The sequence below is a fragment of the Mycobacterium sp. E735 genome (assembly GCF_001666955.1).
Taxonomy (GTDB): Bacteria; Actinomycetota; Actinomycetes; order Mycobacteriales; family Mycobacteriaceae; genus Mycobacterium.
The window spans coordinates 1-799 of the sequence record NZ_LZIX01000296.1; the positions used below are offsets into that span (position 1 = coordinate 1).

1 protein-coding gene is annotated in these 799 nt (G+C 69.6%); it reads right to left on the minus strand.

Annotated features, from left to right (window positions below):
* Positions 1-799, minus strand: a 799-nt coding sequence (locus tag A5704_RS24235; protein WP_197508531.1) for a thiolase family protein, incomplete at both ends; no start/stop codon positions are given.

Genomic DNA, 799 nt, shown 5'->3' on the forward strand with positions numbered 1-799 from the left:
CCCGCTTCCCCGCGCAACTGCAGACAACCCTCGTGCAATGCCCAGTAACCGTGCATGCGCCCCGCCGACAGCTGGCCGCCGTAGGTGTTGAGGGGAAGGTCCCCGTCGCGGGCGATCCGAGCGCCACCTTCCACGAACGGCCCGGCCTCCCCGTCACCGCAGACCCCGAGGGCCTCCAGCCACGCCAGGGTGAGATAGGTGAAGCCGTCGTACAACTCGGCGACCTTGAGGTCGGCCGGCTTCAGGTCCGTGCGCGACCACATCTGCGCCGTCGCGTCCGACATCGCCATCTTCGGGTAGTCGTCGCGGTGGAACCAGCCCCCGGCGCCGTCGGACCCGCCGATCGCCTCCACCGCCACCGCGCGATGGGGGCAATCCCGGGTGTAATCCGTGTGCGAGACCACCACCGCAATCGAGCCGTCGATCGGGACATCGCAGTCCAGCAGGCCGAACGGGGTGGAGACCGGCCGCGCGCTCAGGTAGTCGGCCATCGTCATCGGGTCGCGATACACGGCGCGCGGATTCAGGGCGGCGTTGCGCCTGCCGTTCAGGGCGACCCAGCCCAGCTGTTGCTTGGTGGTCCCATACAACTCCATGTGGCGCCGGCAGTTCAGCGCCAGCCAATTCGCGGCGGAATAGGCGTTGGCCGCGACCAGGTCGTTGACGTCGTCCATCGCGCCCACGGCGGGCCGTTCCGCACCCTCCGGCGTCTCGAACATCCGGGCCAGCGGCGGCGCGGGCGCATGCACGGTTACTGGGCATTGCACGAGGGTTGTCTGCAGTTGCGCGGGGAAGCGGG